At 62.4% G+C, this 24,712-nt stretch carries 25 protein-coding genes and 1 tRNA gene; 14 read left to right on the forward strand and 12 right to left on the reverse strand.

Annotation, left to right across the window (positions count from 1 at the left end; all coding sequences use genetic code 11):
* The 4 genes from rsmI to NKH60_RS23120 form a co-directional block, all read left to right on the forward strand.
* The coding region (rsmI, locus tag NKH60_RS23105) for a 16S rRNA (cytidine(1402)-2'-O)-methyltransferase (RefSeq protein WP_352873446.1) at nucleotides 1-649 on the forward strand (649 nt) is incomplete at its 5' end.
* A complete protein-coding gene (locus NKH60_RS23110; RefSeq protein ID WP_352822467.1) occupies nucleotides 642-1,019 on the forward strand; it encodes a YraN family protein in 378 nt (125 codons plus the stop codon). The genes rsmI and NKH60_RS23110, both read left to right, overlap by 8 nt.
* A gap of 192 nt (nucleotides 1,020-1,211) precedes the next feature.
* Nucleotides 1,212-2,183: a complex I NDUFA9 subunit family protein gene (locus tag NKH60_RS23115; protein ID WP_352539784.1), complete on the forward strand. Its 972-nt coding sequence runs from the start codon at nucleotides 1,212-1,214 to the stop codon at nucleotides 2,181-2,183.
* An 82-nt stretch (nucleotides 2,184-2,265) separates the two neighbouring features.
* Nucleotides 2,266-2,502 carry a metallothionein gene (locus NKH60_RS23120; RefSeq protein WP_352926009.1) on the forward strand — a complete coding sequence of 79 codons (237 nt, stop codon included), beginning with the start codon at nucleotides 2,266-2,268 and terminating at the stop codon, nucleotides 2,500-2,502.
* 322 nt (nucleotides 2,503-2,824) lie between these two features.
* Here NKH60_RS23120 and NKH60_RS23125 read toward each other — a convergent pair whose 3' ends face one another.
* Nucleotides 2,825-4,075 carry a flavin-containing monooxygenase gene (locus tag NKH60_RS23125; RefSeq protein ID WP_352822463.1) on the reverse strand — a complete coding sequence of 417 codons (1,251 nt, stop codon included), beginning with the start codon at nucleotides 4,073-4,075 and terminating at the stop codon, nucleotides 2,825-2,827.
* Nucleotides 4,076-4,169: 94 nt separating this feature from the next.
* Entirely contained in the window at nucleotides 4,170-4,976 is an 807-nt protein-coding gene (locus tag NKH60_RS23130; RefSeq protein ID WP_352873449.1) for an undecaprenyl-diphosphate phosphatase, read from the reverse strand.
* Nucleotides 4,977-5,137: 161 nt separating this feature from the next.
* Between NKH60_RS23130 and NKH60_RS23135 the strand changes: the two genes are divergently transcribed.
* From NKH60_RS23135 to NKH60_RS23175, 9 genes are all read left to right on the forward strand, one after another.
* Nucleotides 5,138-5,830: a glutathione S-transferase family protein gene (locus tag NKH60_RS23135; protein ID WP_023678968.1), complete on the forward strand. Its 693-nt coding sequence runs from the start codon at nucleotides 5,138-5,140 to the stop codon at nucleotides 5,828-5,830.
* A complete protein-coding gene (gene queG / locus NKH60_RS23140; RefSeq protein ID WP_352836169.1) occupies nucleotides 5,811-6,971 on the forward strand; it encodes a tRNA epoxyqueuosine(34) reductase QueG in 1,161 nt (386 codons plus the stop codon). Before NKH60_RS23135 ends, queG begins: the two co-directional genes overlap by 20 nt.
* Complete coding sequence (locus tag NKH60_RS23145; RefSeq protein ID WP_352822460.1) at nucleotides 6,968-7,876, forward strand: SDR family oxidoreductase; 909 nt, start codon at nucleotides 6,968-6,970, stop codon at nucleotides 7,874-7,876. Before queG ends, NKH60_RS23145 begins: the two co-directional genes overlap by 4 nt.
* 56 nt (nucleotides 7,877-7,932) lie before the next feature.
* Nucleotides 7,933-9,027: a penicillin-insensitive murein endopeptidase gene (gene mepA / locus NKH60_RS23150; protein ID WP_502895684.1), complete on the forward strand. Its 1,095-nt coding sequence runs from the start codon at nucleotides 7,933-7,935 to the stop codon at nucleotides 9,025-9,027.
* A gap of 121 nt (nucleotides 9,028-9,148) precedes the next feature.
* Entirely contained in the window at nucleotides 9,149-10,174 is a 1,026-nt protein-coding gene (locus tag NKH60_RS23155; protein WP_352473558.1) for a glucokinase, read from the forward strand.
* A 119-nt stretch (nucleotides 10,175-10,293) separates the two neighbouring features.
* Entirely contained in the window at nucleotides 10,294-12,153 is a 1,860-nt protein-coding gene (locus NKH60_RS23160) for an ABC transporter ATP-binding protein (protein ID WP_352817863.1), read from the forward strand.
* On the forward strand, nucleotides 12,150-12,983 hold the full coding sequence (gene dapB, locus NKH60_RS23165; RefSeq protein ID WP_352817860.1) for a 4-hydroxy-tetrahydrodipicolinate reductase: 834 nt from the start codon (nucleotides 12,150-12,152) through the stop codon (nucleotides 12,981-12,983). The genes NKH60_RS23160 and dapB overlap by 4 nt, the downstream gene beginning before the upstream one ends.
* Nucleotides 12,984-13,042: 59 nt before the next feature.
* Nucleotides 13,043-13,663, forward strand: a complete 621-nt coding sequence (locus NKH60_RS23170) for a 2,3-bisphosphoglycerate-dependent phosphoglycerate mutase (RefSeq protein ID WP_352473555.1) — start codon at nucleotides 13,043-13,045, stop codon at nucleotides 13,661-13,663.
* A gap of 73 nt (nucleotides 13,664-13,736) precedes the next feature.
* Nucleotides 13,737-13,821 (forward strand) — tRNA-Leu (locus NKH60_RS23175).
* A 129-nt stretch (nucleotides 13,822-13,950) separates the two neighbouring features.
* Here NKH60_RS23175 and NKH60_RS23180 read toward each other — a convergent pair.
* The 7 genes from NKH60_RS23180 to NKH60_RS23210 form a co-directional block, all read right to left on the reverse strand.
* Complete coding sequence (locus NKH60_RS23180) at nucleotides 13,951-14,322, reverse strand: DUF4087 domain-containing protein (RefSeq protein ID WP_352473554.1); 372 nt, start codon at nucleotides 14,320-14,322, stop codon at nucleotides 13,951-13,953.
* Between the two features lie 77 nt (nucleotides 14,323-14,399).
* Nucleotides 14,400-14,900, reverse strand: a complete 501-nt coding sequence (locus NKH60_RS23185; RefSeq protein WP_352614725.1) for a hypothetical protein — start codon at nucleotides 14,898-14,900, stop codon at nucleotides 14,400-14,402.
* Nucleotides 14,901-15,015: 115 nt separating this feature from the next.
* On the reverse strand, nucleotides 15,016-15,423 hold the full coding sequence (locus NKH60_RS23190; protein ID WP_352473552.1) for a lysozyme inhibitor LprI family protein: 408 nt from the start codon (nucleotides 15,421-15,423) through the stop codon (nucleotides 15,016-15,018).
* Between the two features lie 100 nt (nucleotides 15,424-15,523).
* Nucleotides 15,524-17,818: a lysozyme inhibitor LprI family protein gene (locus tag NKH60_RS23195; protein ID WP_352822452.1), complete on the reverse strand. Its 2,295-nt coding sequence runs from the start codon at nucleotides 17,816-17,818 to the stop codon at nucleotides 15,524-15,526.
* Nucleotides 17,819-17,857: 39 nt separating this feature from the next.
* Nucleotides 17,858-18,778: a Do family serine endopeptidase gene (locus tag NKH60_RS23200; RefSeq protein ID WP_352473550.1), complete on the reverse strand. Its 921-nt coding sequence runs from the start codon at nucleotides 18,776-18,778 to the stop codon at nucleotides 17,858-17,860.
* A 113-nt stretch (nucleotides 18,779-18,891) separates the two neighbouring features.
* Complete coding sequence (locus NKH60_RS23205) at nucleotides 18,892-19,332, reverse strand: hypothetical protein (protein ID WP_352473549.1); 441 nt, start codon at nucleotides 19,330-19,332, stop codon at nucleotides 18,892-18,894.
* 33 nt (nucleotides 19,333-19,365) lie between these two features.
* Nucleotides 19,366-19,755, reverse strand: a complete 390-nt coding sequence (locus tag NKH60_RS23210; RefSeq protein ID WP_352836172.1) for a hypothetical protein — start codon at nucleotides 19,753-19,755, stop codon at nucleotides 19,366-19,368.
* A 761-nt stretch (nucleotides 19,756-20,516) separates the two neighbouring features.
* Here NKH60_RS23210 and NKH60_RS23215 point away from each other — a divergent pair.
* The gene (locus NKH60_RS23215) at nucleotides 20,517-20,918 is read left to right on the forward strand and encodes a hypothetical protein (RefSeq protein WP_352683973.1); all 402 of its coding nucleotides are present in this window, start codon (nucleotides 20,517-20,519) and stop codon (nucleotides 20,916-20,918) included.
* Between the two features lie 139 nt (nucleotides 20,919-21,057).
* Here NKH60_RS23215 and NKH60_RS23220 read toward each other — a convergent pair whose 3' ends face one another.
* The 3 genes from NKH60_RS23220 to NKH60_RS23230 form a co-directional block, all read right to left on the reverse strand.
* Nucleotides 21,058-22,698, reverse strand: coding sequence for an ABC transporter substrate-binding protein (locus NKH60_RS23220; protein ID WP_352851037.1), 1,641 nt, complete (start codon nucleotides 22,696-22,698; stop codon nucleotides 21,058-21,060).
* A gap of 321 nt (nucleotides 22,699-23,019) precedes the next feature.
* Nucleotides 23,020-24,012, reverse strand: coding sequence for an alpha/beta hydrolase (locus tag NKH60_RS23225; RefSeq protein WP_352539771.1), 993 nt, complete (start codon nucleotides 24,010-24,012; stop codon nucleotides 23,020-23,022).
* Nucleotides 24,013-24,028: 16 nt separating this feature from the next.
* Nucleotides 24,029-24,706, reverse strand: a complete 678-nt coding sequence (locus NKH60_RS23230; RefSeq protein WP_352873455.1) for an isochorismatase family protein — start codon at nucleotides 24,704-24,706, stop codon at nucleotides 24,029-24,031.
* Nucleotides 24,707-24,712: the final 6 nt, after the last annotated feature.

Below are 24,712 nucleotides of genomic sequence, written 5' to 3' on the forward strand. Positions count from 1 at the left end.
GGAGGCCGGACAAAGCGGAGCGTTGATCTCTGATGCCGGCACGCCGCTCATCTCCGACCCCGGCTACCGGCTGGTTGGTGAGGCGCTGGATCGCGGCATTCGTGTCGTGCCGATCCCCGGACCGTCGGCGCCACTTGCCGCGTTGACGGCATCCGGCCTGCCCTCGGACGCGTTTCTGTTTGCCGGCTTCCTGCCGGTGAAGACCGGGCAGCGGCTGACGCGGCTGGAAGCGCTGAAGGCGGTGCCGGCAACGTTGATCTTCTTCGAATCGCCGCGCCGGCTGGCCGAGACGCTCAGTGCCATGGTCGAGGTGCTGGGCGGTGCCCGCAAGGCGGCGATCGGCCGCGAGCTGACCAAGACCTTCGAGGAGATGCGGACCGACACCCTGCAATCGCTCGCCAGCCATTATGCGGGAGCCGATACGCCCAAGGGTGAAATCGTCATCTGCGTCGGCCCGGCCGATGCGGTCGCTGATGAGCCAGAAGACATCGACCGGCTGCTGCTTTCGCTCGCCGCCGAGATGCCGGCCTCCAAGGCAGCGGCGGAAGCCGCCAAGATGACGGGTGGCCAGAAGCAGGCGCTCTATCGTCGGCTCCTCGACCTCAAGAATGCCGGAAGAGACGGGACCGGCGGAGACGGCGATGGCTGAACGGCCGAGCGCCAGCCGACAAAAGGCCTACCGGCGCGGCCATCACGGCGAATGGCTGGCGGCGGCGGCGCTGATGCTGAAAGGCTACCGAATTCTGGCCCGCCGCCACCGCACCAGGTTCGGCGAGATCGACCTGATCGCGCGGCGCGGCGATCTGGTGCTGATCGTCGAGGTCAAGGCGCGCCGCACGCTGATAGAGGCAATGGAAGCAGTCGGCCGTGAATCGGAGCGCCGCATCGAAGGCGCCGCCGATTTCTGGCTGTCGCGCCAATCCGACTACGGAAAATTATCGGTGCGCTTCGACATGGTGGCGGTGCTGCCGTGGCGCTGGCCGGTGCATGTCGAGAACGTTTTCTACGGGCGGAACTAGGCTATTCCCGAAGTGGGGCCGTTTTGCTGCGCCTGCGGTTCAGATCATGGTTTGCCGATCTGTCAAGCATCCGCCCAGCGCTGACTGGAACAAAAGCGTTCCTGCGTTGTTCCCCAATCGTCCTGATGTTCGACGGGCTGGTTCAAATGCCGGCCAGGGCAATCCTCGTGGCAGCTATGCGAGGACAAAGGGATGGCGAGGCAAATGGATCCCGACGATCTCAACCCGGTACGGATCGTCACCGTGTTCGGCGGAACCGGCTTTCTCGGGCGCAGGATCGTGAAGCGGCTCCTGGAAAGAGGTTTCACGGTGCGCGCTGCATCTCGCCATCCAGCTCGCGTGGCCCTGGTCTTTTCCTCGATTACAAGGATGCCCGAGGCAGTCGAGGCGGATATATTGGATGCGTCCTCGATCGGGTCGGCCATTACCGGATCACAGGCGGTCGTGAATGCTGTCAGTCTTTACGTCGAGCACGGCGTCCAGACCTTTGAACGCGTGCATGTGAAAGCCGCGGCCGATCTCGCTGCCGCGTCGCGCGACCGCGCGATCGACCAGTTCGTGCTGATTTCAGGGATCGGCTCCGATCCTCAATCGGATTCGAATTACATAAGGGCGCGTGGGCGCGGAGAAGGTGCCGTGGAAAGCGCATTTCCCGGCGCTTTCATTGTGCGTCCCGCCGTCATGACAGGACCTGACGACGCTTTCCTCACGACCATTGTGAGGATGATACGCCTCCTGCCGGTCTATCCGCTGTTCGGCGATGGTGGCACACGGCTTCAGCCGGTCCATGTGGCAGACGTCGCCGAAGCAGTGAGCCGGCTGATCGACGGGCGAACCCACACGGGTTCATCCATATTCGAATTCGGTGGCCCGCGCATCTATACCTATAAGGAACTGCTTCGGGAGATCGCCCGACAGCTCGATACGCACGTCAAGCTGATGCCGGTGCCGTTTGCGGTATGGAACGCCTTGGCTGGCGTCGCGGAACTCCTCCCGGCTGCCCCCATAACGCGCAACCAGATCGATCTTATGCGTCAGGACAATGTGGCAGCAATCGACGCGCCTGGCCTGAAGGAACTCGACATCGAGCCGCGGGATATCGACGAGGTGATCCGTGCGATCGAACAGCGCCGTGGCGTAGGCTCGCGCTCGTCTCCGCCTTAGGACGGCCCCCTGATCCTGGCGGGAACCTATCGCCGCGCGACAGGTTGGTCGAGCTTGAAGCCGTGAAAGAAGGAAACGAACTATGGCCAGATGCGATCAATGCGGGAATGACTACGACAAGGCTTTCAAAGTGACGATGGCCGAGGAGACCTACACGTTCGACAGCTTCGAATGCGCGGTCCAGAAACTTGCTCCGATATGTCCGCATTGCGGATGCCGGATCATCGGACATGGCGTCGAACAGGATGACATCATCTACTGCTGCGCACATTGCGCCGCGGAGGAAGGTGCGAACGCGCTGACCGATCGCGCGCCTTGATGCACCTCCTTTGGCGTCTCCGGGTCGACCATTCCGAACGACTGCGCCGGCTCACCCCATATTGCCAGTGCTGTCAGCACGACGACGACCAGCCGAGGTCAAGACGCCGAGGTCAAGGCCGCCGCACGTTGATGGAGGCAATGGATGCAGTCGGCCACGAATCGGAGCGCCGTATCGAAGGTGCCGGCGATTTCTGGCTGTCGCACCAATCGGACTACGGAAAATTGTCGGTGCGCTTCGACAAAAGGCAGCGTGCGTCGTCTTGATCGCGCCAGAGCTGTCATGTTCTTGCACGTTCAAGAACCCGCGTTCGACGGCTCGTTTAGACGTCGTTCCGTGGCAAGTCGGCTCCCGCTTGGACGAGTCGCTCCACGACGGCGGCCGCCTCCTCTGGAATGGCCGGTATGGTGCCCGACTTCCGCGTCGATCCGAAATCGAGGCCGGCGAAAAAGAGACCTGGAACAACGCCGACGCCATCCTCGTGGACGGGCTGGCCGGCTGCATCGAGCGCGCCGGGAAGCCGAACCCATGAGAAATCGCCGGTGAAGCCGGTGCACCAGATCACTGATCTGATGCCGCTCGCCGTCCAGTCGAGGGAGCGGATCGGAGGATCGGGCAAGCGCGGTTCAATCGTCTCGGCTGGATCATCCTCGGCCAGTGGCGCTTCGAGGCCGGCGCGCTCGATGTACTCGTCAACCAGGCGCTTGGCATTCGCGGAGACCTCGTCGGCAAATCGCATATGGTCGTCGAGCTCGTCGCCGAAGACGAGGTTGCCGTTCTCCACACCCCTGAAGCGGCCGAGCAGCACCACGCCCTGTGCACTCAGCGATTGCAGGCTGATCGTATGGGTCGCGCCGACCAGCGCGCGGGCCTGCAGCTTGCCGGAGGGGAGGACGAGTTCCTTGCGCGGAACGTCGAGAAAACCGGACAGCGTCAGCCATTTAAGTATGTTGCCCCCGCGGTAGCGCCGCACCCAACGGCCGTTGCGGCTGGTCGCCAAAAAGACCGCACGTCCGGCCAGCGCCAGATCCTCGGCGATCTGGCCGCCCGACTGACCGCTGCCGACCACCAGCACCGCGCCACTCTCTAACTCGGCCGGGTTGCGATAAGCCGAGGAATCGACTTGGCGAATTGCGGTTGGCAAATCCGCCGACCCTGCTGGCCGGACCTGCCGATTCTGGTCGCCGGTGGCGATCACCACATTGCGCGCCAGAAATGCCCCGTCCGTCGTGGTGATGCGAAAGATCCCGTCGTCTCTCGTCAGCTCTTGCACCGGAGTTTGGGTGCTTACCGGCAGGCGGTGCCGCTCGGCATAGCCTTCGAGATACGCGACAAATTCGTGGTGGGTTATCGCGCCCCACGGCTCGGGCCCCTCGTAGGAATCACCGGGTAAGATGGAGCGAATGGTCGGCGAATTCAGTCGAAACGAGTTCCACCGCTGCGTTCGCCACGTTTCGCCGATCCGGCCTCGATCGAGTACACGGTGGTCGCGGCCCTGCCGTTTCAAGAAGTAGCTGACGCCGAGTCCCGCCGGACCGGCGCCAATAACGAGGGCGTCAAGAACTTCGCTCACGCATTCCCCCTGCCAACCATACGTCCACAAGATCGTATGGCTCGACTTCGGGCAAGAATAGAGTTCCGGCTGGGATTGCGCTATCCGCGCCGGCTCATCCCCAGATGGCCAGCCCCGCCAGGCCGACGATGCCGACGACCAGCCGCCACCAGCCGAACAGCGCGTAGCCATGGCGCGAGACGTAGTCGAGCAGGAAGCGCACGACGATTAGCGCGGTGACGAAGGCGGCGACGAAACCGACGGCGATGATGGGCAGGTCGGCGCTGCTCAGCACATTGCGGTTCTTGAACAGGTCGAAGGCGAAGGCGCCGACCATCGTCGGGATGGCAAGGAAGAAGGAGAATTCCGCCGCCGCCCGTTTGTCGACCCCGAGCAGCAGCGCGCCGACGATGGTCGAACCCGAGCGCGACGTGCCGGGGATCAGCGACAGGCACTGAAACAGCCCGATCTGCAGATAAAGCCTGGTCGGAAACCGCTCGACATCCTGGTAATAGGGCTTCGGCTTCATGCGATCGACCAGCAGCAGGATGACACCGCCGATGATCAGCATGATGCAGATCAGCCGCGGCGATTCGAACAGCACCGTCTTGATGAAATCGTGCGCCAGCGCGCCGATAATGGCCGCCGGCAGGAATGCGATGAGGATGCCAAGGACGAAATGCCGCGTCAGCCGATCGTAGGGCAGCTCGAGCAGCATCTTCCAGAGACGGCGGAAATAGACGCTGAGAATCGCCAATATGGCGCCGAGCTGGATCAGGATCTCGAAGGCCTTGCCGGTCGAATGAAAGCCGAGGAAATGGCCGGCAAGCAGGATATGACCGGTTGAAGACACCGGAATAAACTCGGTCAGGCCCTCGAGCATGCCGAGCAGCAGCGCTTCGACGACGGTCTGGCTTTCCATGGCAACCTCGGCGTTGGAGTGAGGGCGTGAGAAAAGGGCTTGCTTGTCACGGCGCGGAACTCCCCCTATAGGTCGCAGCACCCTGACAGCCCCTGAATCGGGCGGCCAAGACTTACCGGCGCAGCCGGCGATTTGCCAGTGCGCTCTATTATCGCGGGACCATGCTGACGCTTTTCCACCATCCGATGTTCGCCAGCTGCCGCTTCGTCCGCCTCGCCTTTGGCGAGTATGGCGAGGAACTGGCGCTGATCGAAGAGAAGCCGTGGACGCGGCGCAAGGAGTTCCTGGCGCTGAACCCGGCCGGCACGCTGCCGATCCTGCTCGCCGAAGGCGACGTGCCGATCGTCGGCGCAGTGGTCATTGCCGAATATCTCGACGAGACGCGCGGGGTACTCAAGCGCGACAAGCGGCTGTTCGCCGAGGATCCGATGGAGCGCGCCGAAATCCGACGGCTGACCGATTGGTACCTCAACAAGGCGGAAAGCGAGGTTACCCGGCACCTAGTGCGCGAGCGCGTCCTGAAGCCGGTCATGCCGGAAACGGCAGGCGGCGGCTCGCCCGATTCGGCGGCGATCCGCGCCGCCCGCGCCAATATCCGCCAGCACATGAAATACACCAACTGGCTGGCCGGCACCCGTCATTGGCTGGCCGGCAACAAGGTCACCTATGCCGATCTCGCGGCGGCGGCGGCACTGTCGGTGCTCGACTATCTCGGCGAGATCGACTGGCGCGAACACAGCGCCGCGCGCGAATGGTATACAAGGGTGAAATCACGGCCTTCGTTCCGGCCGCTTCTGTCCGACCGGGTGCGCGGCCTGTCGCCGGTGTCACATTATGCGGACCTCGATTTCTGATACGGCAAAGCTGCGCGCGCTGATCGACCGCGAGGCGCGGAATGCCGGCTTCGACGCCGTTGCCGTCACCACGCCCGATGCGATTCCGCAGGCGCCGGAACGGCTGGCCGAATTCGTTGCCGACGGCTTTCACGGCTCGATGGGCTGGATTGCCGAAACGCTCGAGCGGCGAGGCAAACCGACGACGCTTTGGCCAGAGGTCCGCTCGATCATCGTGCTGGCGATGAATTACGGCCCCGACCACGACCCACGCGACATCCTGGCAAAGCGCGACCGCGGCGCGATCTCGGCCTATGCGCAGAACCGCGACTATCATGACGTGATGAAAGGCCGGCTGAAGGAGATCGCCGGCAAGATCGTGGCGCGCGCCGGCGGGGACGTGAAAGTGTTTGTCGACACCGCGCCGGTGATGGAAAAGCCGCTGGCCGAGGCGGCCGGCCTCGGCTGGCAAGGCAAGCACACCAACCTGGTCAGCCGCGCGCATGGCTCCTGGCTGTTCCTCGGCACCATCTTCACGACGGCCGAGCTGGTGCCGGACGCGCCTGAGAACGATCATTGCGGCTCCTGCCGGGCCTGCCTCGACGCCTGCCCGACGGACGCCTTTCCGGCGCCTTACCGGCTCGATGCGCGGCGCTGCATTTCATACCTCACCATCGAGAACAAAGGACCGATCCCGCATGAGTTCCGGGAAAAGATCGGCAATCGCATCTATGGCTGCGACGACTGCCTGGCCGCCTGCCCGTGGAACAAGTTCGCCCAAGCCGCTTCGGAGGCAAAGCTTGCCGCCCGCGCGGACTTGCGCGAACCGCCGCTCGCCGAGCTGCTGCGTCTCGACGACACTGCCTTCCGCACGCTTTTTTCGGGCTCGCCGATCAAGCGCATCGGCCGCGACCGTTTTATCCGAAACGTGCTGATAGCGGCCGGCAATTCCCAGGACTTGTCGCTGGCCGGCGCCGTTCGCGCGCTGCTCGACGACGCCTCGCCCCTGGTTCGCGGAGCTGCGGTATGGGCGCTGTCGCGGCTGGTGCCGGGTCGGGAGTTCGCCGAACGTGCCGCAGCCGCTTTGCAAGCAGAACATGAAGAGGCGGTGAGAGGCGAATGGCTTCTGGCCCTGCCAAAGCCGATCGAGGCGCATACATGACAAAAAAGCAGATTTTCATCTTCGGCGCCGGTTATTCGGGCAGGGCCTTCGCCCGCGCCAACAGGGATGCCGACACAACGATCTTCGGTACAACACGGTCGCTGGAAAAATTCGCGGCGCTGCGGCAAGCCGGTATCGTGCCGCTGCGTTTCGATGGCACGCTGACCTCCGAAATCGGCGATGCCCTTGGGAAGACAACCCATCTCGTCGTCTCGGTCGCGCCGGACAAGGCCGGCGACCCGATGCTGGGCGCGGCACGCGAGGAGATCGCGGCCAACATGCCGGAGCTCGAATGGATCGCCTATCTCTCCACCGTCGGCGTCTATGGCGACCGTGGCGGCAATTGGGTGGACGAGGCCGCCGAATGCCGGCCGTTGTCGAAGCGGTCGGTGATGCGTGTTGCAGCCGAGCAGGATTGGCTACAATTGGGCCATGACATCCACCGGCCGGTGGCGATCCTGCGGCTTTCCGGCATTTACGGGCCGGGCCGCAACGCCCTGGTCAACCTGGAAAACGGCACTGCGCGGCGGCTGGTCAAGCCGGGCCAGGTGTTCAACCGCATCCATTGCGACGATATTGCCGGTGCGCTCTGGCATCTCGCCGAGGGCAATCGCGGCGGCATCTTCAACGTCACCGACGACCTGCCGGCGCCGCCGCAGGACGTCGTCGCCTATGCCGCCCAATTGATGGGCATCGAGCCGCCGCCCGAAATTCCGTTCGAGACCGCCCAACTTTCGCCCATGGCGCGGTCTTTCTACAGCGAGAACAAGCGTGTCGCCAATGCGGCAATCAAGGCGGCCGGTTATGGCTTTCGCTTTCCCGACTATCGCTCGGCGCTCGATGCCATGTGGGCGAGCGGCGACTGGCGCGACGGCGAGGCGCGCAGCCCGATGAAACGGTCATGATCGATACGTTGCGCGGGCTATGGTATGATGCGGTTCAAATCGCGGAGGGGTCCAGCTTGGGGAAGACGTTAGCGCGAGCCTTGCCGGGCAAAACGCTGCTGCTGACGGCAGTACTGGCCATCGCCGGCTTGGCGGCGCTTGCAACGCAGCCAGGGAGCGCCGAGCAACGGGCAAAGGACCTGTTCGGCGCCAAAAAGCTGCCGGCACTCGCAGCAGCGCAATCGATCGGCTTTTATTCCAAAGGCTGTTTTTCCGGCGGCGTCGCCCTACCCATGGACGGCCGGCACTGGGAGGTGATGCGACCGTCGCGCAATCGTCGCTGGGGCCATCCGGCAATGATCGCGCTGATCGAGAAACTGTCGCGCGATGCCGCTGCCGACGGCTGGCCTGGCTTGCTGATCGGCGACATCTCGCAACCGCGCGGCGGTCCGATGCTGACCGGCCATGCCTCGCACCAGATCGGCCTCGACGCCGACATCTGGCTGACGCCGATGCCCGACCGTAAGCTCTCGGCCGAAGAGCGCGAAAACATCAGCGCTACCTTGATGGTCGATGAAAAGACCCATTTGGTGAAGGACGGGCTGTGGACGCCGATGCACACGCGGTTGTTGAAGCGCGCCGCGAGCTATCCCGAAGTCGAGCGCATCTTGGTCAATCCCGGGATCAAGAAGAAGCTCTGCGACACGGTCAAAGGCGACCGTAGCTGGTTGCGCAAGGTCAGGCCGTTCTGGGGCCACGACTACCACTTCCACATTCGCATCGGCTGCCAGGCTGGATCACCCGACTGCAAGGCACAGGAAGCGACGGCGCCAGGCGATGGCTGCGACCAGGCGCTGGCCTGGTGGTTCACCGAGGAGCCGTGGCGCCCCAACAAGAACCCGGACAAGCCGAAGGCACGCGACCTGATGACCATGGCGAACCTGCCCAGGCAATGCCAGTTCGTGCTCGACGCGCCAGCTCCGCCGTCGGCGGAAGCAGTCACCTACTATGGCGACGGCGTGCCGATCGCGGCCGTACCTGCTCCCGCGGCAGAGTCTTCGCCGCCGCCGACGGTCGCAGCCGGCGCGGCAGCGCTTCCGGCCTCGGCGAACGCCTTTGTGGCGACGCCCGAGATCGGCATTCCGCTGCCGCGGCCACGACCGGGGCACTGATGCGGGCAGCGTGTTCGCCGTCTGCATCCGTGCATCTCCACTTCGAAAACCGATTTCCCTTTTTGCGGTCATGCGCTAGTCAACGAGAGAACGGCGATACGCGTCGGGAACGGACGAGAGCATGCCAGGCGTAAGCGACGACGACACTCTGTTGCGATTTCCGATCCTGATCGGCGATATAGGCGGCACCAATGCGCGCTTCTCGATCGTACTAGACGCGAATTCCGAGGCCGGCGAGCCGACCATCGTCCAGACCGCCAACTTCAATACGATTGACGAGGCGATCCAGTCGGCCGTGCTCGACCGCTCGTCGGTCCGGCCGAATTCAGCTGTGCTGGCGGTAGCCGGTCCTGTCGAAAGCGACGAGATCCCGCTTACAAATTGCCCATGGATCGTCAAGCCGAGACAGATGTTCGCCAGTCTCGGTCTCAGCGACGTCGTGGTGCTCAACGACTTCGAGGCACAGGCGCTGGCTGTCGTCGCGCTCGGCGAAGAGCATATGGAGAAGATCGGCGGCGACGAGCCGGAACCGAATTCCGGGCGGGTGGTGCTCGGCCCGGGAACCGGGCTCGGTGTCGCCGGGCTGGTTTATGCGCTGCATCACTGGATACCGGTACCCGGTGAGGGCGGCCATATGGATATCGGCCCGCGCTCGCCGCGCGATTTCCAGGTGTTTCCGCATATCGAGAAGCTCGAGGGCCGCATCTCCGGCGAACAGATCCTGTCCGGACGCGGCCTGGTCAATGCCTACCGGGCGGTGGCCAAGGCGGACGGCAAGCCGTCGCCCTTTACAACGCCTGCCGAGGTCACCGCCGCGGCGCTGGCAAAGAACGATCCGGTGGCCGAAGAGGCGCTGTCGATCTTCGTCACTTGCCTGGGGCGCACCGCCGGCGATCTCGCTCTGGTGTTCATGAGCCGCGGCGGCGTGTTTCTCACCGGCGGCATCGCGCAAAAAATCCTGCCGGCGCTGCGCACCGGCAATTTCCGCGCCGCCTTCGAGGACAAGGCGCCGCACAGCGCCCTGATGCGCGGCATGCCGGTCTACGTCATCACCCATCCGCTTGCGGCGCTTTTAGGGCTGGCCGCCTATGCCAGAAATCCGTCGCTGTTCGGCGTGCAGACGGCGGGGCGGCGCTGGCGGGTTTAGGACACAAGCTGCGCCGCGACGAAGTTTCGCCGTCCCCGGCCATAGGCAAGCCGCCATCGGGGCGTTAAGAGGTTGCCGAATTGCAGTCCGGCCGAACCGAAACCACAAAGCGCTCCAACGTGACAATTCCAGCACCAACCAAAGGGAAAGTCCGTCCCAGCGAGATCGTGGCGGTGATCCGCCGCATCATCGCCGAGAACAGCCGCGATTATCGCTGGTACTATGCTCTTGCCGTGCTGTGCCTGGTGACGATCGCGGCGACGACCGCCTTCACAGCCTGGATCATGAAGGATGTCATCGATCAGATCTTCTACCAACGGCGCGGCGATCTTATCGCGCTGATCAGCGTGTCGATCCTGGCCGCCTTTATGCTGCGCGGCCTGGCCAGCTACGGCCAGGCAGTGACGCTGGCCAAAATCGGCAACAATCTGGTGGCGCGCTATCAACGCCGCATCTTCGACCATCTGATGAAGCTCGGCGTCGGCTTCTTCAATGACACCCGCTCGGGCCGGCTCGCCGCGCAGATCAACGAGAACGTCAACGGCATCCGCGATCTCCTGTCGATGACGCTGACATCGCTGGCGCGCGATGCGGTATCGCTTGTCGCGCTAGTCGGCGTCATGATCTGGCAGGACCCGATGCTCTCGGCGATGTCGCTGCTGATCGGCCCGCCCTTGATCTACAGTGTCACCTATCTGATGCGCCGGGTGCGTCGCATCACCCGTGAATCGGTGCAGATCAACTCGCGGCTGATCGGCGCCATGCAGGAAGCGACGCAAGGCATCGCCATCGTCAAGGCCTTCACCCTGGAAGACGAGCTGTCGCGCCGCATCGGCGGCCTCGTCGCGGGCGCCGAGCAGCGGGCAAACAAGATCGCCCGCGTCTCGGAACGGCTGACGCCTATCTCCGAAATGCTGGCCGGCTTCGCCGTCGCCGGCGTCATCGCCTATTCCGGCTACCGGGCGACCGTCGGCGGCCAGCCGCCGGGCGCGGTGTTTGCCTTCATCACCGCCCTGCTGCTTGCCTATGATCCGGCCAGGCGGCTGGCGCGTATGCAGGTTGGCATGGAAAAGTCGCTGGTCAATGCGCGCATGATCTACGAGCTTCTCGACCTCGAGCCGCAGCAAGGTGACGTGCCGGCAGCCGCCGAGGCGAAATTCACCTCTGGCGAAGTGCGCTTCAACAACGTGTCCTTCCGCTATGTCGAAGAGGCGCCGGTCCTGCAGGATCTGACCTTTGTCGCCGCCGCCGGCAAGGTGACCGCCATCGTCGGAGCCTCGGGCGCCGGCAAGACGACGCTGGTTGCGCTGCTGCAGCGCTTCTACGATGTCGAGTCGGGCAGGATCGAAATCGACGGCCAGGACATTTCAAAGGTCACCAAGCATTCGCTGCGCGGCTCGATCGCCTATGTATCGCAGCAGCCCTATCTGTTAGAAGGCACCATCCGCGACAACATCCGCTACGGCAGGCTGAGCGCCACCGACGCAGAGATTGAACGCGCCGCCCAACAGGCCGCGGCACACGATTTCATTCGTCAGCAGCCGCAAGGCTACGACACGCCGGTCGGCGAGAATGGCGTGACGCTGTCGGGCGGCCAGCGCCAGCGCGTATCGATTGCACGCGCCATCGTTCGGCAGGCGCCGATCCTGCTGCTCGACGAAGCGACCTCGGCGCTCGACAACGAGGCCGAGGCCCGCGTCCAGGAAGCGCTGACCCATGTCATGGAAGGGCGCACCACCATTGTCATCGCGCACCGGCTGTCGACGGTGGTCAATGCCGACCATATCATCGTGCTGGAGCAGGGCCGGCTGGTCGAACAGGGCACGCATGCCTCGCTGATGGCCGACCCGCACAGCGTCTATGCGCGGTTCCATCGGGTGCAAGGCAGGAAAGGGCTGGGGCTTGTCGATGACGCCAAGCCAATCCAGACTGCGGCGCAAAATGATCACGCGAAAAAGGCGGTCGGGAGACATTCATGAGCGACACGCCGACCGTGAGTGAAATGGGCCTGGTGGTGGTGGGCGCGGCTGGCCGCATGGGCCAGGCGCTGATCCGCGCCATCCACACGATACCGGGCGCGCGTGTCGCCGGCGCCATCGCGCCGGCCGGTTCGCCACATCTCGGCAAGGATGCCGGCGAGCTGGCCGGCGTCGGCAGGCTCGGCGTGGCGATCGGCGACGATCCGCTGCCGGCCTTCGCCAAGGCCGACGGCGTGCTCGATTTCACCACGCCGGCAGCGACCGTCGAATTCGCCGGCTATGCGGCGCAGGCGCGCATCGTCCATATCATCGGCACCACCGGCTGCTCGGCTGAAGACAATGCCAGGATCGCGGCGGCGGCGCGGCACGCGACGGTGGTCAAGTCAGGCAATATGAGCCTCGGCGTCAATCTGCTGGCGGTGCTGGTTGAGCAGGCGGCGCGCGCGCTCGATGCCGACGATTTCGACATCGAGATCCTGGAAATGCACCACCGGCACAAGGTCGATGCTCCGTCGGGCACGGCGCTGCTGCTCGGCGAGGCCGCCGCTGCCGGGCGCGGCGTAGCACTTGCCGGCAACGATGTTCGCGTGCGCGACGGCCATACCGGCGTGCGCAAGGCAGGCTCGATCGGTTTCGCCAGCTTGCGCGGCGGCTCGGTGGTCGGCGACCACAGTGTGGTGCTGGCCGGTACCGGCGAGCGCATCACGCTTGCCCATCATGCCGAGGACCGGGCGATCTTTGCCCGCGGCGCGGTCAAGGCAGCCCTGTGGGCGCGCCGCCGCAAGCCGGGCCTCTATTCGATGCGGGACGTGCTCGGCCTGACAAGCTGATCCACAGATTTGGCTGATCCACAAGATTTGGCTGATCCACAAGATTTGAAGGAGCAAATATGTCGAGAACTCTCGTGCTCGTGCGCCACGGCCAGAGCGAATGGAACCTGAAGAACCTATTTACCGGCTGGCGCGACGTCGACCTGACCGAACTGGGCCATGCCGAGGCCAAGTCGGCCGGCGCCAAGCTCAGGGCGCGCGGCATGAAGTTCGACATCGCCTTCACGTCGTCGCTGATCCGGGCGCAGAAGACCTGCCAGCATATTCTCGACGCCGTTGGCCAGAGCGACCTCGAGACCATTCGCGACCAGGCGCTGAACGAGCGCGACTATGGCGATCTCTCCGGCCTCAACAAGGATGATGCGCGCAAGAAATGGGGCGAGGAGCAGGTGCATGTCTGGCGCCGCTCCTATGACGTGCCGCCGCCCGGCGGTGAAAGCCTGAAGGACACCGGCGCGCGCGTCTGGCCCTATTACCTGCACGATCTGCAACCGCATGTGCTGCGCGGCGGCACCGTGCTGGTGGCGGCGCACGGCAATTCGCTGCGCGCGCTGATCATGGCGCTGGACGGCAAATCGGGCGAGGAGATCGTCAAGCTCGAGCTCGGCACCGGTGTGCCGATCATCTACACGCTCAACGCCGATTCCACGGTGGCGTCGAAGGAAGTGCTGGAGCATTGAGCCGGAGAAGGAACGCGGCTTTCAAAAAAGCGCGTTGACACTCATCCCTCGCCCGCTTAATGAGCGCGCACCAGCCCAGATGGCGGAATTGGTAGACGCGCACGGTTCAGGTCCGTGTTCCGCAAGGAGTGGAGGTTCGAGTCCTCTTCTGGGCACCAAATTCCCGTTTCGAACCGATTGATGCGGTTTCAGAGACCCAAGAAAAAGCCCGGTTTGCCGGGCTTTTTCTTGATCCAATGCTCTAAGCTGCCTACCGTCAGCCATGGTATCCACAAGATATCCAACAATTATCCGTCCGGGTTAGGCAGCGATCTGTCGTTGCGACAGCGCAGCAGCGGAAGGATTTGGCCCGAGATCACTCTGGTGATCTTCTGTTGCTTGGCGTTGGTTACGACGTTCATGCACGCACATCCGTAGCCGTGACCCGAACCAGGCACATTGGTCTCGACGAATTGCCGCTCGTCAAAGGCCGGCACATTGTCGATGCCCTTGGGATCCGGGCGTCCCTGCATCTGGATCCACCAATCCCCGTCACTGTCGGTCAGGACGAGGTTGCCGGGGGTCGGGCTGGAGTACCAGCCACAACGGCGCTCGGCATGGGCGGCTGCAGACAAGGACATGATAGCCAGGCAGACACAGATAGCGAACAGTGGGCGCATGAATATCTCCTCCCTGAAGTAGGTCAGGTCGTGCCGCCGATCCGTTGGCGCGGGGGCGCGCATGACTTTTGCGAGCCTTATGGCTTCAACTTCGTGTCCACATGTTCTTCGATCAATCCGCAATGAAGCGTCACGGGCGCCCTTTGGACGTTGCTGAGTGGACCGTCGATGAAATCGCAGCCGAGCAGATTGACCGAGCTGCTCTTGCGCGCCGACGCAACGTTGACGTTGACATCGGGAGGGCCGGCAAGCCAGTCGAGACGCTTTGCGTCGACCTTGGCGCCGCTGATGCGGGCGTGGCCGCCTGTGCCCGGTATCTCCACCTCTTCGTCGTGCGGTGTGAGATCGATCAGGCCGACTTCGTTGGCGTGCTTCGCGGCGCTCGGCTTGGGGTCGCCGTAATAGGAGGCGAAGACGACGATTCCCTCCTTTTCAGCCGCGAGCTTGGCGGCTGCTTTCTTGGACAGCGTGACGTTGACGTCGAAGCCCATGTCATCCTGGGCTGTTGCCGGCACGGCAGATGCCAGCAGCACAGATGCCGCAATCGCCATTGCGAGCGATGATCCGCAGCGTTTCACAATCCACCTCCTTCAAGTCCCCACGCAGTGATGATGCCCCTCGCATTGTTCATATCTGGCAGCGACGTCATGCTCGCCGCCGGCTTCATCATGATCAAATAAGTTGCAGCACGTGTCAGTTCGCGGCCGGAACGGGGCAACTCAGATCGCCTTCCTTGCAATTCAGGTAACCCTCGAAGGCTTTGACACGGGATTGCGTCAGGCCGTCCATGCATTGCGCGATGAGCATCGGTATTACGCTTCCTCCGGCCGATCCAGCAGTCTGAAAACTGCACTCCGCGTCGCGAAACTTGCCCCAATCCCGCTGTGCCTGAACAAGAAGCTTCTTGGTATCCGCATCGTCCTTCAGGCGGGCTTCGATCTGCTTGTAAAGCTCATTGAGCTTCTTGTCGGATTTCTGGAACTCGGCACCGAAGCACTGATTCATGGTGGCCTGATCCTTGGCATCGGCGCACTTGTCCTTGGCAAGGGCGAATGTCGGCGCAGCCAGAACCACGGCAGCAGTCAATATCGCTATTTTCATCGATTTCCCTTTCCGATTGCAGTCAAGCTCTTAAGTTGCTCAGCCCCGCCCTATGTTCTCGTCAGCTGTCCGTTATTGCCACGATCGGCCCATGGCCCGATTATCTGGTTTTCATTGGATCAGCTTTGCCACCTTCGGCGACCGTGACGTTGCCGACCTTTCCTGAGCCGGTCAGCGTGCCGCCCTCCTTGACCATGACTTCGCCGGAGACCTCTCCGTCAACGACAAGCAGTCCCGAGACGGAAACGTCACCGGTCAAAGAGCCGGTCACGTGCAACTCCGCTCCCGCCACCACTTCCGTCATGCCCGAATATTTGTTCTTGCCGCTCAGCGTCAGCTTGCCACCGGCAACAACGAGGCCGCCGCTGTCGCCGGCGTCATCAAAGTCCGCGATGGTTCCATCAAATTGCCCGTCGGCTGCTGTCAGGATCAGTCTGCCCGCGCCCAGATAGACCTCGCCTTTACCGCCAAGGTTGCGAATGGCCGTATCGTTCAGGGAGTGCGCCACTCCCCAGGGCTTCAGGTGGTTTCCTTTCTGATCGATGTTGAGCACACCGTCGACTATGACGCGCGAGGAATGCTCGATGCTGCCCGGCCCGGCCAGAGTAAGATAGCCATCGGCCGCGATGTGGGTTGTGCCCGTGTAGGTATTGGCCCCGGTCATGCGCACGTCCGCGTCCTTCTCGATCGTGAAGTCGCCGGCGCCGAAGATGTTCCCGGCCAATCCGAGCCATCCGTCGCTGCCCATTTCGCCGTTCACTCGGTTGAGCTGCACTTGATCCTTGACAGCCGCGTCTGTCGTAAAGTCGGCAGCGCTGACAAAATAGGGTGAATAGGCGGTTGTTTTGTTCTCCAGATCATACATCACGGAATTGGACTGAAAGAAGGGTAGGCCGACCCAAATTCCATGGCCTCTCTCCTCATCGCTTTGGCGATCGATAACGACATCGCTGTATTCCCTGTTGTTGAAACTATCGTCAAATCCAAAAAACTTGAAGTTTATTATGCCAGAACTGTATTTATCAATTTTAAAACCTTTCGACTTGAGCTTATTTAAAGTATCTTCATTCGTAATATGAACAAATGTCGCTGTTCCTGTATCCAATAAGACGGGTCCGCTGAAATCAACCGATTGCTTCTTTCCCTTATGGTCAAAAGAAATCGTATAACGGTAAGACCCCTCGTACTCATTGGATGCATTCGCGCCTGATCGCGGGAATCGTCTCTGGTAAGCCTGAAAATCCCCTTCGCCCCACGGCGTCAGGGCCGTAAACTGGGATCTCAGACTGGGGGACAAATTCAGCGTCAGGCACGGACCGCAGCCCGGTGTCGTCTTCCTTTTTCCAAGATTTGCATTGGCAGAGACCACATAGCCGCTTCGGGTTTGACCGCCGGGGGCACTGGTCTGGTCTCCTGGAAAGATAAAATCGGCGGCTCCAAAGATGCCGTAAAACGTCGTCGAACCACCGGGTTCGCCTTTCTGCATTCTCTCGCGCGCATTAAGATCCGCGTAGACTGGCGTATCGCCGTATTGACCAACGGGCTTCTGCATCAATTTCACATCCTCGAGGTCGCCGAAACCCTTGGTGTAGACGTAATCCACCACCCGAGCAGCGCTAAAGCCGCCGTCGAAGGTTACGACAGGCTCCCACGCATCATCCGGATCGTAAAAAGACAGGCTGTCGAACCGTACCTGTTGTACCCAATCGCCATAGGTGCCGTCACCATAGGCGTACATTGCGGGCTTGCTGCCGGGCACCGGCTTTACGCCAGGGACGCTCGAATCGATCTCCGCGTTGAACTCATCCGACCCGGTGTCGAATTCGAACAGACGAGGCTTGGCACTATTGATGCCCACCATGATCCCGAGTTTGTGATAACCACCGTCGGTTCCGTATTCCCTGACGTGTTGCAATGGAATAAGTATCGGTCCGGCAGCCTGGACAGGGACGGTCTCTTCGGCCACCGCAGGTGCAGCATGTGATGTGTTCGCTGCCGGAACGGGGCAGCTCGGATCGCCTTCCTGGCATTTCAGGTAATCCTCGAAGTCTTTGACACGGGATTGCGTCAGGCTGTCCATGCACTGCGCGACGAGCATTGGCATTACACTTCCTCCGGCCGCTCCCACGGTCTGGAAACTGCACTCCGCGTCGCGAAATTTGACCCAATCGCGCTGTGCTTGAACAAAAAGCGTCTTGGTATCCACATCATCCTTCACGCGGGTTTCAATCTGCTTGTAAAGCTCGTTGAGCTTGTTGTCGGATTTCTTGGACGCGGCATCGGCGCACTCGTTCGCGGCGGCCTGATCCTTGGCGGCGTCGTAGCACTTGTCCTGGGCAAAAACGAAAGCCGGCATGGCCAGGACCATGGCAATGGTCAGCGTCGCGGTTTTCATCGGTTGACCTCTGTTTAGAACTGCCGGCCCGGTCGGCTGCTAGTTGGCATCGTCGTCGTTCGATCCGGCAGCGTCGTCGGTACTGTCATCCGTCGCATCGTCATCCGAGCTGTTGTCGTCAGTGTCGGTGTTGTTGTCGCCATCACCACCGTCCGTTGGGTCTGCATCGTCATTCTGATCGCTCGAATCGTCCTGATCGTCGGAACTATTGTTGTCAGTGCTGTCATCCGACGCATCGTTATCCGTACTATCGTCGTCAGTGTCGTCGTTCTGATCGCTCGGATCGTCCTGATCATCGGAACTTTTGTCATCGGCATCGGGAGGAGACGTTTCTGCGTCCTGACTGGCGTCCCCAGGCTGCGAGTCGTCCCCGCGATAGCTTGTGTCATTGAGGCCCGTCTCCATCTCCTCGTCATACTCATCGACGATCTGCGTCCATTCCTCTCGATTGTCGACACTCGTCCATTGGGAGATATTGTTGACCGAGATGTTGGTGTTGAAGTTGTTGACGGTGATGTTGGTGTTGACCTCGACGACGTCTGTGACTTCTGTCCCGCGGTTCACGCCAAACAGGAAACTGGTGGCACTCGCGGCAAGGGCGGCCCAAACGAACCTATCGACATCGCGCGGCGTCGAAATCGGCTGATGCCGCACTGTGGCAAGCACGTCACCCGGTCGGATGCCTTGCCGCGCGGCAACACCGTGGGGTGCAACGGCCAGGACATACACGCCGCGAAGCTTGGGCGGGATCTGGTAGCGGTGCCGAGAGGCGTGATTGATCGGTATCAGAACCGCGTTAAGAGCCCGGGAAACATAGGGTTTCGGCAGATCATATTTGCTGGCATACGCAACATTGATCGTGTGCGGGACAGCTACACTCACAACAGCCGTCATTTTCACTGAAGTTGCCAATGCACGGGCGAGCTGCATTATCAGTCTGGATTTTCGAACGGTTTGCATTTTGCACATCCTGCAGCTGATGATTGGAGTCGATCTCAGAGCCCCGGCGCCCCGGAGCGCTCACCAATCATTCTCCCCCTGCACCAACGGTCAGCGGCAATTTCCAGCGATCATCACCGTCGTTCCGTAACTTCCTCGGCAAAACACTTTGCCAGGTCTTGCGGCGCTCCGAGCTTCTTCGCCCAGGATACCAGTTCAGGTTTTTCCGACGGCTCGGCATAGCCGCCCCACACGTCGCGAAACTGCTTCTTTCCGTCGACTGTCTGGAAGAACATCACGCCGTCGTCGCTCACCGGCGTGGAGACGTAGGCGGCGCTCCAGCTGCCGCTCTCCATGATCGTGAAGAACTTTGCCTGAGCGGGCTTGAACTTATTGGTCATCGCCGAGACGACGAGAGGGGCATATTCCTGCTTGCGCGCCTTCGTCACTTCGACCTTTATACCGTCACAGGCGTTATTCGCAGCGAAAGCGGACGTCAGCGCCATTCCCAACCCCGCAAGGCCGACCATAACGATTTTGGCATGTCGCCGGACCAGGCCGCTGAATTCAGACATGATTGGCTTCCTCCTTGTTCGCCCCCGAGTCCGTTAATCGGAATCGTCATCGTCGGATGAATTGTCATCGTCCGGTGTATCGACCTCGCAGCCGATGCCGCGGCAGCCTTGGTAGTTGCCTTGCGTATCGAAGTTGGGATTGCCTTCTCTGTCGTACTGCGGTCTGTCGTCGATACTTTGATCCCCGTCATCAGGATCGTCGACTTTACATCCGAGCCCATGGCAGCCGATGTAACGGCCCCTGGTATCGAAGTTGGGATTGCCGTTCCTGTCGAACTGCGGCCGATAGTCAATCTGTCGGCCACCTTTATGGGGCCGATCAGCCAGGCAGCCCTTTCCGCGACAACCGCCGTAGTCGTCGGTGGTACAACCGGCGATCGCCATCAAAGCAGTGGCCAAGGCCGCATAGATTACGAATTTCATGATTCATTCCTCCGACTGGCTGGCGGCGGACATCGTCCATTTCGGAAGGCCATTGCAGGCGGCGATCCCCGCTTTTGCCGCGAAGGCTGGCGCCAATCGGAGGAGGGCAAAGCTTCGCCGGCCATCAAACGAGAGCCAGGCTGTGGGCGATGCATTCGACGACTTAGCCGACGGTTGCCGTAGTCTCTTGCGTCGGGTCGAACGCTCCCGGCCGGGGCCGCCGCATTAGCGAGTGTCAATATTCCTCTCCATGCTTAGTGCCCCGTCCGCCCAAGCATGTTTCAACGATCCGCTGACGCGGCTGTGCTTCCAAGAAATGCATCCAAGTCAGCCTATGACAAGGACAAATCCCAATATCGCAGGATTGAATTTTGCAAATGCTTAATAATTCGGAATCAGCACGGGCTATCTTAGCAGATACTGAAATGTGACCAGCAGCAAGATTCAGGAATGCTTCCTTAGGTTTGTTCTCATTAAGCCGAGTTAGTACAAGCAATATTCTATGCTGTTGTGAATTTTGCGCCAGCTCTACAAAAAGGGCGCGACGAACCCACCCCAATCGCGATCTATTGTGGTATTTTGTCGAACCCAGCCAACCCTTGCGAGGGCCGAAAGAAACGTGCCCTTTGCCCGACTTTTCAACGCTGCGGAGTGCCAAATAGAGGCACAGTGGGGGCGGCACATCCCACAAAAGCTCGCAGAGGCGGCTGCGGCCGACCGGATGCGGCGCCAGCGCCAGATAGGCGAGCAGCGCACACAGCTTGCGCGATTTTGGGAGCCGGCTGATCGACCAGAACATCGCGCAAGGGCATTATCTCGGCGCGCTGATCGCGGCCGAACCGGCACTCGAACTGGTAGCGCCGGTGAGCATCAACATCGTGTGCTTTCGCTACCGCGCGGACGGACTGGGCGGGGAGCGCCTGAAAGCGCTCAATACCGAGATCATGCTGAGGCTGCAGGAAGAAGGCATCGCCGCCATTTCCGACACGACGGTGCATGGCCAGCATAGCCTCAGGGTGGCGATCAACAACCACCGCACCCGGCGCGACGATCTGGACCTGCTGGTGCGGGAGACCGTGCGGCTTGGACTGGAGATTTCAAGGCCTGGCGTGGCTCTTCCTTCTCCCCTTGTGGGAGAAGGTGGACGCGAAGCGGCCGGATGAGGGGTGTTCCAGCTTGATACTGACGGCACTCCGTCCGCACCCCTCAACCGTCTTGGCGCTGCGCGCCAATCCACCTTCTCCCACAAGGGGAGAAGGAAGAAAGAGCGGCGCTGGCCCCGACAATTGGTCGTCTGCAAGGCTACGCCTCGAGCCAGACCTTCTCGAAATGCTGCTCGAGCGATTGGTGCTGCTCGCAGCCATGCACGCCCTTGCGGTAGGTGCGGTAGACCGAGCGCCAGTAGGGCTGGATGATGACGCCGGAATCGCGCAGATTCTGTTCGATCTTGGCCATGAGCTCCTTGCGGGCGCCGGGATCGGGCATCGCCAGCGCCTTGTCGAGCAGACTGTCGAATTCCGGATCGGCGTAGGCGGTCTCGTTCCACGCGGCGCCAGACTTATAAGCGAGCGCCAGCACCTGGACGCCGAGCGGCCGGCCGAGCCATTCCGTGCAGGAGAAAGGATATTTGCTCCAGTCGTTCCAGAAGGTCGCGGCCGGCAGCACGGTGCGCTTGATCTTCAGCCCGGCCTCGCGCATCTGCGCAGCGATGGCGTCGCCGGAGCTCTTCTGCCAGTCCACGTCGACCGAGATGAGTTCGTATTCGTGGTCGGCCTTGCCGGCCCCGGCGAGCAGGGCCTTGGCTTGATCAATGTTGCGGACGGCCGGGCCGATATCGGCATATTCGGGATGCATCGGCCCGACATGATGGTTCTCGGCAGGCTTGCCGCGGTTGTCCATGCCGATCTTCAGCACGGCGGCGTTGTCGACGGCGAGCTGGGCGGCGCGGCGCACCTTGATGTCGTCATAGGGCGGATTGCCGATATTGAACCGCGCGACGATGGTCGAGCCGGTGGCGATTTCCGAATTGCTCAGGCCCATGGAGTCGGTCTGCGCAACCGTGTCGGAGGCGGTTTCGTGATCGGTGTCGATCTCGCCCGATTCGAAGGCCGACAGCATCGCATTGGGGTCGGAGCCGTAGTCCACCCATTTGATGCCGTCGAGGTAGAACTCGCCCTTCCACCATGGCTTGTCTTTGCGGCGGACTTCGGCGCCGACCTCGGCGTCCCATGCCACGAGTTCGCAAGGCCCGGTGGTGATCGCCAATGCCTTCAGCGGATCGCCGTCGCCTTCATAGCTGCGGTGCATGATCAGCGTCGGGTAGTCGGCCATGCCGGCGATCAGCGAAATGTCGGGCTTCGGCAAATTGAGCCGCACGGTGACGTCGTCGACGCGCTCGATGCCGCCGTCGACGGGCTTCTTGGTATCGGCGTTGACCAGTGCGCCCATGCGCGCGGCGACTGAATTGCCGGCGACGGACGCATCACACCAGCGCGTCAGATTGTGGATCACGTCGTCGGCGTTGAAGGTGTCGCCGTTCGACCAGGTGATGCCCTTGCGGATATGCAGGGTCAGGACGCGGGCGTCGTCGCTGGTCTCCCAGCTCTCGAGCAGCCATGGCTCGAAGGTGAAGTCGCGCTTCCAGCGCACCAAATATTCGTTGCACTGGCGGGCGACGTTGGACATCTCGACGCCGTCGAAGGTGCGCGGATCCTTCCAGCCCTTGACATTCATGGCAACGCGCAAGACGCCGCCGCGCTTCGCCTCCTCGGCCCTGGCCGGTGACGGAGCAAGCCCGCCAAGCGCCAGCGCGCCGGCAGCGCTGACACCGAGCGCAGCCATGGTGGCGAGATATTCGCGCCGGTTCATCTGGCCTTTCTTGAAGCCATCGGCGACGGGCTCGGCCTGCGGATGCAGTTTTCGATCGGTCAGCATGAACTTCATTGTCGTCATTCCCCTGTTGTTGGGCACCTCTGCCGATCGCCAAACGCGGGGGACGGATGCGATCGCCGGAGCGCCATTGCCTCGGGGATGATAGGGCGAGCGCCCGTGGGGGAGTGTTCGGACTTCCGCAGTTCTTGTGCGCTGTTCCGCAAGCGGAAGGTCCCCCTCACCCGGATCGCCAACCGAATTGCGAAGGGCAGTTCGGGGCAATCCGACCTCGCCCCCGGGGGGAGAGGAGGTCGCCTGCGTTGATGCCAGGCTCTTCTCGCCAGCGGGGAGAAGGTGGACGCGAAGCGGCCGGATGAGGGGGCCTTCGCAACCTCAGTAAGGCCAGTCGCCTTTGCCAAGCGCGGCGATGGCCGCAATGATGCGGGCGAAGGCTTCACCGGCGCGCGGAACGGTTTTGCGGGCGCGCAGGAAACTGTGCACCAGACGCGGCTCCTCGCGCCACCAGGCGCGGCCGCCGGCGGCGAGGATGCAGTCGCGATAGGCCTCGCCGTCGGAGGACAGCGGATCGCACTCGGCCGTGATGATGAAGGTCGGCGGCAGGCCGGAGAAATTGCTGCCTCGGAGTGGCGAAAAGGTCGGATCGTCGGGCGACTGTGCCTTTGCGGAGCGCACGTTGCGATAGAATTCGATATCGCGCAACGTCAGCAGCGGCGCTTCGGCGTGCTCGACACAGGAGCCGGCGCTCTCTTTGCCAACTGGTTCCGGGCCGCCGAGCTCGGGATAGATCAGCACCTGGCCGATCGCATGGCGAGGATGGCGGTGTGTCGCCTGTGCCACCGCAGCGGCCAGATTGCCGCCGGCGCTTTCGCCGCAGAGCACTATCGGCAGGCCGGCCGTCGCCGTCGCCCATTCGAATACGGCCAGCGCATCGTCGAAGGCGGCCGGATGCAGATGCTCGGGCGCCAGCCGGTAATCGGCGGACAGCACGGCAAAGCCGGTGCCGGCGCATATCTCGGCGCAGATGTCGTCATGGCTGTCGAGGCCGCCAAGGACGAAGCCGCCGCCGTGATAATAGACAACCATCGCCTGCGGCGCCGTGCCCGCCATCTGGTAACGCCGGACCGGGATCGCACGGTCGCCGGCAGGAACCGCGCTGTCGCTGGCCTTGACGCCGGGTGGATAGGGCTCGCGAAACGCCCGGCACATGGCATCATAGACCGCCCGCTGCCTGTCGATCGGCATGTAGACGATTTCGGGCGGATACCACTCGTTGACCCGATCGATATAGGCCCACAGCTCCGGATCGAGCAGCGTCTGGTATTTTCCGCGCCCTCTCGTTCCGGGTCGCTCGGCCTCGGTGATCATCGCTGCGCGATCCCGCTCAGAGCTCGGCGTAGAGCCGGGCAGCATTTTCATAGCTGAAGCGCAGCGGCACCGAGCCCTCGACCTGCCAGGCTTCGACCGTCTCGCCTGCCAGCAGCCGGCAGGCGCCGTCGGTGGTGGGGACGGCACCGCCATAGAGCCGGTTGGCAAGGTTGAGGATGGCCGTCTGGTGCATCGCCGTGCTGCCACTGCCGCAGGCATCCTTGACCAGCAGCACTCGAAACCCGAGCGCCACCGCATCCTTGACGGTGGCATCGATGCAGGCCTCGGTCCAGACGCCGGCAACGACCAGCCACTCGATGCCATCGGCCTTCAGCCGCTCGGCGGCAGGCCCCGCGCGGAAGGCGCTGGCATCGGTCTTGACCAACATCATCTCGCCTGTCGCCGGGCCTACTTCCGCGCAGATCGCAGTCAGCGGATCGTCCTTGTCGGAAAATGCCGACTTGCCGCTGGCCTCGACCGGGTGGAACGGCCGCGCCGTGGCGAGATCGACGATATAGGCCCAGTGATACAAAGGCACATGATTGGCCCGTGCTGCTGTCTGCAGGCGCTGGACGTTGGCGAGGATATCGCCATAGCCTTCGACCAGATAGCGCTTGTCCCGCCGATGCTCCTCCTGGAGATCGATAAACACCGCCGCCGCCTTGCCGCGCTTGATCGAGATCGGGCTTTTCATGCAAAA

This window comes from Mesorhizobium sp. M1006 (assembly GCF_040318825.1).
Taxonomy (GTDB): domain Bacteria; phylum Pseudomonadota; class Alphaproteobacteria; order Rhizobiales; family Rhizobiaceae; genus Mesorhizobium.

What these genes read in the sequence shown, in the direction of transcription:
- NKH60_RS23225 (WP_352539771.1), bottom strand. Translation starts at nt 24,012, where the DNA reads ATGATCACCGAGGCCGAGCGACCCGGAACGAGAGGGCGCGGAAAATAC.
- NKH60_RS23195 (WP_352822452.1), bottom strand. Translation starts at nt 17,818, where the DNA reads ATGAAAACCGCGACGCTGACCATTGCCATGGTCCTGGCCATGCCGGCT.
- NKH60_RS23200 (WP_352473550.1), bottom strand. Translation starts at nt 18,778, where the DNA reads ATGCAAACCGTTCGAAAATCCAGACTGATAATGCAGCTCGCCCGTGCA.
- NKH60_RS23145 (WP_352822460.1), top strand. Translation starts at nt 6,968, where the DNA reads ATGACAAAAAAGCAGATTTTCATCTTCGGCGCCGGTTATTCGGGCAGG.
- NKH60_RS23220 (WP_352851037.1), bottom strand. Translation starts at nt 22,698, where the DNA reads ATGAAGTTCATGCTGACCGATCGAAAACTGCATCCGCAGGCCGAGCCC.
- NKH60_RS23180 (WP_352473554.1), bottom strand. Translation starts at nt 14,322, where the DNA reads ATGCGCCCACTGTTCGCTATCTGTGTCTGCCTGGCTATCATGTCCTTG.
- NKH60_RS23170 (WP_352473555.1), top strand. Translation starts at nt 13,043, where the DNA reads ATGTCGAGAACTCTCGTGCTCGTGCGCCACGGCCAGAGCGAATGGAAC.
- NKH60_RS23130 (WP_352873449.1), bottom strand. Translation starts at nt 4,976, where the DNA reads ATGGAAAGCCAGACCGTCGTCGAAGCGCTGCTGCTCGGCATGCTCGAG.
- NKH60_RS23120 (WP_352926009.1), top strand. Translation starts at nt 2,266, where the DNA reads ATGGCCAGATGCGATCAATGCGGGAATGACTACGACAAGGCTTTCAAA.
- NKH60_RS23135 (WP_023678968.1), top strand. Translation starts at nt 5,138, where the DNA reads ATGCTGACGCTTTTCCACCATCCGATGTTCGCCAGCTGCCGCTTCGTC.
- NKH60_RS23205 (WP_352473549.1), bottom strand. Translation starts at nt 19,332, where the DNA reads ATGTCTGAATTCAGCGGCCTGGTCCGGCGACATGCCAAAATCGTTATG.
- NKH60_RS23110 (WP_352822467.1), top strand. Translation starts at nt 642, where the DNA reads ATGGCTGAACGGCCGAGCGCCAGCCGACAAAAGGCCTACCGGCGCGGC.
- NKH60_RS23190 (WP_352473552.1), bottom strand. Translation starts at nt 15,423, where the DNA reads ATGAAAATAGCGATATTGACTGCTGCCGTGGTTCTGGCTGCGCCGACA.
- NKH60_RS23210 (WP_352836172.1), bottom strand. Translation starts at nt 19,755, where the DNA reads ATGAAATTCGTAATCTATGCGGCCTTGGCCACTGCTTTGATGGCGATC.
- dapB (WP_352817860.1), top strand. Translation starts at nt 12,150, where the DNA reads ATGAGCGACACGCCGACCGTGAGTGAAATGGGCCTGGTGGTGGTGGGC.
- NKH60_RS23115 (WP_352539784.1), top strand. Translation starts at nt 1,212, where the DNA reads ATGGCGAGGCAAATGGATCCCGACGATCTCAACCCGGTACGGATCGTC.
- NKH60_RS23155 (WP_352473558.1), top strand. Translation starts at nt 9,149, where the DNA reads ATGCCAGGCGTAAGCGACGACGACACTCTGTTGCGATTTCCGATCCTG.
- queG (WP_352836169.1), top strand. Translation starts at nt 5,811, where the DNA reads ATGCGGACCTCGATTTCTGATACGGCAAAGCTGCGCGCGCTGATCGAC.
- NKH60_RS23230 (WP_352873455.1), bottom strand. Translation starts at nt 24,706, where the DNA reads ATGAAAAGCCCGATCTCGATCAAGCGCGGCAAGGCGGCGGCGGTGTTT.